This window comes from Clostridium sp. AF36-4, from assembly GCF_003435975.1.
Classification (GTDB): Bacteria; Bacillota; Clostridia; order Lachnospirales; family Lachnospiraceae; genus Eubacterium_F.
Window position 1 is genome coordinate 1 of record NZ_QTVH01000068.1, and the last position, 1,219, is coordinate 1,219.

Genomic DNA, 1,219 nt, shown 5'->3' on the forward strand with positions numbered 1-1,219 from the left:
TTAACGACAAAAACATACCCAGGAGGACTTTTACATGACCCAAGTACATTTTACACTGAAAAGCGAAGAGATTCAAAGCATTATTGAATATTCTGTAAAGGATGACGTTTCTAAAAATATTTTAACAACGGTATTTAATCAACTAATGGAAAATCAACGAACAGAATATATTCAAGCAAAAGAATATGAACGAACAGAAAACCGACAAAGTCAACGAAATGGCTATTATGAGCGCAGCTTTACGACACGTGTAGGCACGCTAGAATTAAAAGTACCCAGAACACGTGATGGCCATTTTTCACCCACAGTGTTTGAACGTTATCAACGAAACGAAAAAGCCCTCATGGCTTCAATGTTGGAAATGTATGTATCAGGCGTTTCAACTCGTAAAGTATCAAAAATTGTGGAAGAACTTTGTGGTAAATCCGTCTCTAAGTCCTTCGTTTCTAGCTTAACAGAACAGCTAGAACCTATGGTTAACGAGTGGCAGAATCGTTTATTATCAGAAAAAAATTATCCTTACTTAATGACCGATGTACTCTATATAAAAGTACGAGAAGAAAATCGAGTACTCTCAAAAAGCTGTCATATAGCGATTGGAATAACCAAAGATGGCGACCGTGAAATTATCGGCTTCATGATTCAAAGTGGCGAAAGCGAAGAGACCTGGACAACATTTTTTGAATACCTAAAAGAACGCGGTTTACAAGGTACGGAACTCGTTATTTCTGATGCGCACAAAGGATTAGTCTCTGCCATTAGAAAATCCTTCACCAACGTAAGTTGGCAAAGATGCCAAGTTCACTTCCTAAGAAATATCTTTACCACCATTCCTAAAAAAAATTCAAAATCTTTCAGAGAAGCTGTTAAAGGAATTTTTAAGTTCACAGATATTAACTTAGCGCGTGAGGCTAAAAATCGATTGATTCATGATTATATCGATCAACCAAAATATTCAAAAGCTTGCGCATCATTGGATGATGGATTCGAAGACGCCTTTCAATATACCGTACAAGGAAATTCCCACAATCGACTAAAGAGTACCAATCTAATTGAACGACTGAATCAAGAAGTACGCAGAAGAGAAAAGATTATTCGCATCTTCCCCAATCAAACATCAGCCAATCGCTTAATTGGAGCCGTTCTTATGGACCTACATGATGAATGGATTTATTCTTCAAGAAAATACATCAATTTTGATAAGTAGAAATGGTAAAAA

The 1,219-nt window shown here is 36.4% G+C and carries 1 protein-coding gene; it reads left to right on the forward strand.

Features of this window, described 5'->3' with window-relative positions; genetic code table 11:
- The first annotated feature begins 34 nt into the window (after positions 1 to 34).
- A complete protein-coding gene (locus DW005_RS13610; protein WP_000195429.1) occupies positions 35 to 1,207 on the forward strand; it encodes an IS256-like element IS256 family transposase in 1,173 nt (390 codons plus the stop codon).
- The last annotated feature ends 12 nt before the right edge of the window (positions 1,208 to 1,219 follow it).